Raw genomic sequence first — 5,849 nt, forward strand, 5'->3', positions numbered from 1 at the left:
CGCGGCGATCGAGCTGGCGATCTCCCTGGTGCCTTCAATGCGCCGGGTCAGATGGGCCTGATTGATTGAATAGCGATTGAAGCTGGAGATCGACGGGATATCGAATTCAAGCTCGCCGTGGCTGTCTTTCTGCACCTGCTCAAGTTTCAAGAAGAACTCTTCGTAAATGTCCTTCTGGCTTCGCTGGCGTTTGCGCAGTTCCGTTGCGGCCCAGACAACAGCTTCCTCGCATTCGATCGGCAGCTTCTCGATCGCGGACAGGCGTCCCCGGCCCTTGCGGCGCTTTGCCATATCAGCCCCCGATCGACGGTTTTAAAACACCTTCAAGGAACGAGCGGCGCTCGACATGGTCGAGACCAGGCCGCAGCAGCTCAGCGACATACACCGAACCCGGCTCCGTCAATTTGACTGCGCCAAGATCCTCAAGCTTCTTCAGCTGAGTGCGCAGGTAGTCGCGTGACTTGGTGTGGCCGAAGGTCTCCAGAACCCTTTCGATCAGGGTTTCATTGAGACGATTGTCGTCTTCTTCGGTGAGCGCCTTCAGGATGGTAAGCCGATAATCGGCCGTGGCGTGTTCGGCATAACTCATGGTCACCGCTCCCGCTGTGTCAGTAGATAGTCGTCAATGCGCCGGGCAACACGATCAACGCTCTCAACCTTGGTCGAAAGCGATCCAATGGTTCCGTCCAGCGTTCGCAGCTGAAGATGGATCTCGTGAAGATCTTCCTTGGTTGGATAATCGTCTAGGCGGTTTTCAAGAGCTGCGACACGCGTCGAAAGCTCGGTGTCTTTTTCCTCGACAGCCTTCTCAAGCACTTCGATCTTGCTGGCGTTGTCCTTGGAGCCGCTGGTCAGCCAGGAATAGGCGAAGGCGGCACCGGCGAACAGGACGGCGGTGACACTCAGAAGGGACTCGAACCGTTCAATCCAGTTAAACACCGGCACCTCACTTCAACATTTTGACGCCGGCGACAAAGGTGCCGGTGTAGAAAAGCCAGCGGATCATTTCCCCGCCCCACTGTTCCAGAACAGGAACCGTCGCGACCTTCCAGCCGAACAGGAACACGCTGTCCAGAATGACGGCGGCCCACCAGAAGCCGAGAGGCAAAATGAACAAGGCGGCAAAGATCCAGTAAGCCAGATGCTGGAATTTGGACTTTTGCAGGTCTGCCATGATCCGGGTTTCCTGCACGGCCGACCGGACAACCTCGATTGTGGTTTGAGACTTGATGCGCTCCTGCTCGTTGCCTAGCGCTGCCTTGCGCTCCATGTAGCGAAGCGCCTTATCGACAAGACCGGAGCTGGCGAATTTAAGAACCAGAGACAGAAGGAACGTCATGCAACGTGCCTCCATTCCCTGGCATCGGAGAGCCGCCGCAACTTGATCTGGCGTGCGCCCCAATAGATGGCGCAGCCAATCGCGACCAGCGCCAGCCACTTGTTGTCGCCGATCAGTTGCAGGATTGGCTCGGCCAGTTTGGTCACCTGATGGATGGTGTCCGAGAGGCCCTTCAGGGTTTCTAGTCCGGGAACACTGCCGACGACTTCCAGAGCTTCCGCACCAAGACCGGTGACCAGGGCACCGACACCAAGCTTGGTCAGGCGGTCGGCCTGCTTGACAGTCTGGGATCCGGCCTTGCGCAGATCCTTGACGGTGAGGTTTTCGCGAGTGCCACCGGGCTGTTCATTGATCGGCACGGCCCGTTCAAGCATTTCGCCGGTCTTGATCCCGACGACACCGTCCGTGTTCAAGCCGTTGTCAGCCTGGAAGGCAATCACCTGACGGCGCGTGGCCGGACCGAAGTCGCCATCCGGTTTGACATGATAGCCAAGGGCAACCAGGCGTTCCTGTAATGCCTTGACCTGGAAGCCGTCTGAACCGAGCCGCAGATAACCCCTGGCGACCTTTGCATGACCAACACGGCCAGAGACGCGCGCATAGGCTTGAGCCATAAGCTCGGCATAGCGCGTGACTTGACCCGGCCCGTTGTAACGACGGGCAATCGCGCGCCAGTCCCGGTCGCGGATCGCCTGAAGCAATCCGACCTTTTCAAGATAGGTCAGAAACGCTTCGGCCTGATTGGCTTCGTTTTCTGCCATATCGAGCACGAAACTTTGCACGGTGGCATAGCCGCACAGCTGGGCATTGAAGCCCATGATCTGCGGACCGCCGTAAGACGCGGACCGCAAGCCCGCTTTCTCATCGAGCTTGACCATGGCTTCCAGCCGGTCCCATCGGGCATCGGAACCAGAACCGCCAAGCCCCTTGTAATTCTGACGGGTCCATTTCTGGACGGCCAGTCCCAGCCGCTTGGCCGTCGCCCTCAGGTTCTTCGGCAGCTCGCGCCAGAAGACATGTTTTTCGGGAAGGATGATAAGCCGGCCATCGTCGTCAAACGCGCGGCCTTTGCTCTCAACTTCAAGGATCGCCTGCAGCACTTCTTCTTCGCACTGCATGCGGGACGCGGCCAGCTTGATGACATCGTCATTGCTCTGCTTGCCGCCGCCTTGACGGAGTTTGAAAATGATGTCGGACATAGGGCCTCGTCCTGCCGTGATAGGAGGCCCTCAATTTCTTTTCTTTAACTGGGATTTGTGGGGCTGACAGCTGTCAGCCAAGGCAGGAAACGCCGGGACGGAGAATTTGAACGGCGTTTAATCGCTTGTCAAACTGTCCTGAAACAGGGAGCCCTGCTTGCTGTTTTCTTCGTCCCGAAGCTTGGCGCGCATCCGCCATGCCGTTCGTTCCGTCAAACCGGCACGGCGGGCAGCTTCGCGTGCGCTGGTTCCGGCTTCAAGTTCTTTTGCAAGCCGGGTTCGGGCTTTAGTGAGGCAACCGGCGGGACCACGCGGAATGATGACGTGGCGCGCGCCGGCTTCCCTCTGATCGGGTGACAAGGTGCGGAAGTGATCGCAGATCTTGTCCGCCGCCTCCCTGCCGACCAGTTCGACCAACCAATGGTCATTCATTGCATGAGACGGGATCGTAACCCGAGTTCCACCGACCTGCTCGGCAATCGCAAGCGCTGCCGGCAGACCGGCAACCTCTGCGATTTCACCAAGCAGGCCGGGAAGCTCGTCGGTCATGATACAGGCTTCCACTTGATGAGCATGCCAGTGAAACGGTCGCCGTCATGGTTGTGATGCCAGAACTCACCCATGTTCTTTCGAGCCGTCTTGCCGTCCAGATCGAGAGCCAGAACATTAATGTGCTCTGGCGCAAACCCGTCAGCACGAGCGAATTGCTCGATATCGTCGGCATTCAACTTGCAACCGTCGATTTCGATCGACTGAATGAAATCATCCCGGCGCGAAGACAGCTCAATTACGATCGGTGGCACCGCAGTACAGATCGGATCAGGCTTGAGGATCTTCCGGCAATGCCGCGTCCGCATACCGACATAGAGTTGGACGGTTTCCCCCGGTCGGGCATGACGACGGCGTTCGGCACGGACGGTGTGCTGTTTGAAGCCGGTCGATATCTGCGGTTCAAAAAAGGCTTTGAAGGAATAAGCAACCATCAGCCCTTGCCCTCCCGTCGATACAGATCCCCAAGCGCATTCATGCAGGCGATCCAATCGCCCGAGGTCAGGTCTAGAACATCGTTCTGTGCCTGCCGGCTCGCCAGAAACTCGCTCAAGCTGCTTCCCGGTGCCCGATCCTGTTTCACCAGCTCAAGCCAGATATGCAGGCAGATCTGAAACCGGTAGTCATTTTGCAACGGTGTCCGGACCTGATCCTGAGTAAACAGCTCGAAGTTCCCGGTTGCGCGCCGGATCCAGAGTTTCAACGCGTCGATCGCCTTGGTGGCGTCCCTTTCATCCTGAAGGAACCGATGATGATCCAGACCGGTCTGCCGCCTCAGGAATGCCATCATGGCCTGATCGGACTTGTTGTTGATGACGGCCAGATTGTATCCGGCAATCCAGAGCGCCTGGAGCTTCTTGGCAAACTTGCCGGTGGCTCGGCTGGTGTCCTGTTTCGGGGCGAGCGGTTCTAAGGCCTGGATGACTTTCAGCCGGTCGGCATCGCTTAGGTTCTTGGATGACCTTTGCCCGGTCTCGCGCTCAACGATGTCGCGATAGGTGTCCTCATCCAGCTTGGCTTTGTTCTTCAGGACATGGATCTTGGCGAGGGAACTCATGTCAACGGCCTCCCCTGCTCGGCCGCGATTGTTTTCAGTTCATTTAAAGCCGCATCGGCATGTTTGAAATAATCAGACTTGTTGAGCTCCCAATCCTCTGAGAGGTAGGGATCGACCGGCTCGTCTTCTCCGAGAAGCGTCTGAAGGGACGGCAGGTTCTTGAGTGAGTTCTTGCCTGCGACGTGCGGCGCAAATTCGCTGCTGAAGATCGCATAGGCAATTCTCTCGCGATAGGTCATGGTCTCAATCCTTGTAAGGGAAGCTGCGATGGACGTTGCCGCCAACCGCGCCGGCATCTCCCAAGGGCTCCGGCTTCGGTTTCGGCTTCTGGCTATCCTCGCGTTCCCGTTTCAAAAGGTCGGTGGTCACCTGCTGCAACTCTGTTTGCAGATCCCGCAACCGGTGCAGGCGGTACCGGTGACGGTCGGCCTCGCGCAAAAGATGTTCACGCCTATCGCGCAAGGCCCGGGTCTCACTCAACACACTGTCGGGGCTGGTGAGGCGGGACATGTCAGGTGCCTTTTTCGACTTCTGTCATTGACGCGCGAACACGGCGTTCAAAATCAACCTGTGCGGCGTTCTTCGCGTCGATCTGCGTCTCGTATCCGGGCGTAAATACGTACTGCGTCTTGCCGGGGCTCATCAGTTCCCAGGCGCCCGGCTCCCCTCTCACGCGATAGAAGACACCAATCCCGAATGCCGAAGCTTCGAGCTTGTCACCGTGACCTTGCCATTCAAGCTGCCTGATTTGAAAGGCTTCCATCTCAAGCCGCCTTTCCCGGTTTCTTGAGGGCCTGCTCGACCCACTCTTGAAGTGCTTCGCGCGCTTGGACTTGATCTTCGGCTTCCGGGATACCGGGAACCAGAAGGGTTTCGTTGTCATGCGCAGTTCGGGCGCGTGCCGTTACCAACGCCACAAAGTCTTCGCTCGAAAGATCCGGGCGAAGAATGATGTTGTCAGCGAATGCGAGCGCACCGAATGGCACGGGCCCAGGGCTTTGAACGAATTCGATCTCGCCGGATGCCCAGCAATAAGCGATCATCTCAGGCCTCCTTTTCCAGCCGCTTGCGGGCAGCGGCCAGCCAGTTGCCGACCGCGCCCTCAATGCCGCTTGTTGACGTGGAACGAATGCCGCCAAGCCTGATGGCGAAATCCACGGCGGGGCGAGCGTTGAACTTCGCCCCTGCTTCCAGAAGCGCTTCCTTCAGATGATCCTGCGCCTTGGAGCGGTTCTCGCTCCACGTGGCATAGGCCGCGCGGTCCATCCAATCGGGCTGTGGCCCGGCTATGGCGTCGGCTTCGTCCCGGGTGGCTTCGACCACGCCGATAAGTCTTTTCAGCTCGCTCATGTCAGGCCACCTTCGCGATATCGATCGGGATGGCCTTCCAATCACCGTCCGGCGCGTCACGCTCATAGAAGCGGACATAGCTCTTGGAGCCGGTGACGCGCACAGAGTCTCTGAGGGCCTTCATGGCCTCCTGCCAGCGTTCATCTTCAATCTCCAGCCGCATCAGCATGAAGATTTCGGCCTTGTTGATCTGGCCTTCCTTGTCGGTGTTGAACGCACGGGTGACGAGCGTGCGGATCTCGGGGCGACTGTCTGCCGACCACTCATTCAGGCATTCGTCAATCAGCACCTTGGCAACCTGAATTTCCGGTCCGAAATCGATGAGATCGGCAACCTGAATGCTCACTTTCTTGCA

14 protein-coding genes are annotated in these 5,849 nt (G+C 58.0%); all 14 read right to left on the reverse strand.

Annotated elements, in window-relative coordinates; translation table 11 throughout:
• Window positions 1-291, reverse strand: a 291-nt coding sequence (locus K5905_RS25755; RefSeq protein WP_297589497.1) for a phage protein Gp27 family protein, incomplete at its 3' end; no start/stop codon positions are given.
• Between the two features lies 1 nt (window position 292).
• Window positions 293-589, reverse strand: a complete 297-nt coding sequence (locus K5905_RS25760) for a hypothetical protein (RefSeq protein WP_297589499.1) — start codon at window positions 587-589, stop codon at window positions 293-295.
• 2 nt (window positions 590-591) lie between these two features.
• A complete protein-coding gene (locus tag K5905_RS25765) occupies window positions 592-939 on the reverse strand; it encodes a DUF2730 family protein (RefSeq protein ID WP_297589501.1) in 348 nt (115 codons plus the stop codon).
• Window positions 940-946: 7 nt separating this feature from the next.
• Window positions 947-1,339: a hypothetical protein gene (locus K5905_RS25770; RefSeq protein ID WP_297589504.1), complete on the reverse strand. Its 393-nt coding sequence runs from the start codon at window positions 1,337-1,339 to the stop codon at window positions 947-949.
• Complete coding sequence (locus tag K5905_RS25775; RefSeq protein ID WP_297589506.1) at window positions 1,336-2,538, reverse strand: N-acetylmuramidase domain-containing protein; 1,203 nt, start codon at window positions 2,536-2,538, stop codon at window positions 1,336-1,338. Before K5905_RS25775 ends, K5905_RS25770 begins: the two co-directional genes overlap by 4 nt.
• A gap of 117 nt (window positions 2,539-2,655) precedes the next feature.
• Window positions 2,656-3,087, reverse strand: coding sequence for a hypothetical protein (locus K5905_RS25780; protein WP_297589508.1), 432 nt, complete (start codon window positions 3,085-3,087; stop codon window positions 2,656-2,658).
• Window positions 3,084-3,521: an ASCH domain-containing protein gene (locus K5905_RS25785; protein WP_297589511.1), complete on the reverse strand. Its 438-nt coding sequence runs from the start codon at window positions 3,519-3,521 to the stop codon at window positions 3,084-3,086. The genes K5905_RS25780 and K5905_RS25785 overlap by 4 nt, the downstream gene beginning before the upstream one ends.
• On the reverse strand, window positions 3,521-4,144 hold the full coding sequence (locus tag K5905_RS25790) for a regulatory protein GemA (protein ID WP_297589513.1): 624 nt from the start codon (window positions 4,142-4,144) through the stop codon (window positions 3,521-3,523). Before K5905_RS25790 ends, K5905_RS25785 begins: the two co-directional genes overlap by 1 nt.
• On the reverse strand, window positions 4,141-4,383 hold the full coding sequence (locus K5905_RS25795; RefSeq protein ID WP_297589515.1) for a hypothetical protein: 243 nt from the start codon (window positions 4,381-4,383) through the stop codon (window positions 4,141-4,143). Before K5905_RS25795 ends, K5905_RS25790 begins: the two co-directional genes overlap by 4 nt.
• A 4-nt stretch (window positions 4,384-4,387) precedes the next feature.
• Window positions 4,388-4,654 (reverse strand): gas vesicle protein V, encoded by a 267-nt coding sequence (locus K5905_RS25800; RefSeq protein ID WP_297589516.1) that lies wholly within the window; start codon window positions 4,652-4,654, stop codon window positions 4,388-4,390.
• Between the two features lies 1 nt (window position 4,655).
• Window positions 4,656-4,907: a hypothetical protein gene (locus K5905_RS25805; RefSeq protein WP_297589518.1), complete on the reverse strand. Its 252-nt coding sequence runs from the start codon at window positions 4,905-4,907 to the stop codon at window positions 4,656-4,658.
• A gap of 1 nt (window position 4,908) precedes the next feature.
• Window positions 4,909-5,187 carry a hypothetical protein gene (locus K5905_RS25810; RefSeq protein WP_297589520.1) on the reverse strand — a complete coding sequence of 93 codons (279 nt, stop codon included), beginning with the start codon at window positions 5,185-5,187 and terminating at the stop codon, window positions 4,909-4,911.
• 1 nt (window position 5,188) lies between these two features.
• Complete coding sequence (locus tag K5905_RS25815; protein ID WP_297589522.1) at window positions 5,189-5,494, reverse strand: hypothetical protein; 306 nt, start codon at window positions 5,492-5,494, stop codon at window positions 5,189-5,191.
• A gap of 1 nt (window position 5,495) precedes the next feature.
• Window positions 5,496-5,849 (reverse strand): DUF3164 family protein (locus K5905_RS25820; RefSeq protein WP_297589524.1); only part of this gene is annotated, 354 nt, incomplete at its 5' end.

Source organism: Roseibium sp., assembly GCF_025698965.1.
GTDB lineage: Bacteria > Pseudomonadota > Alphaproteobacteria > Rhizobiales > Stappiaceae > Roseibium.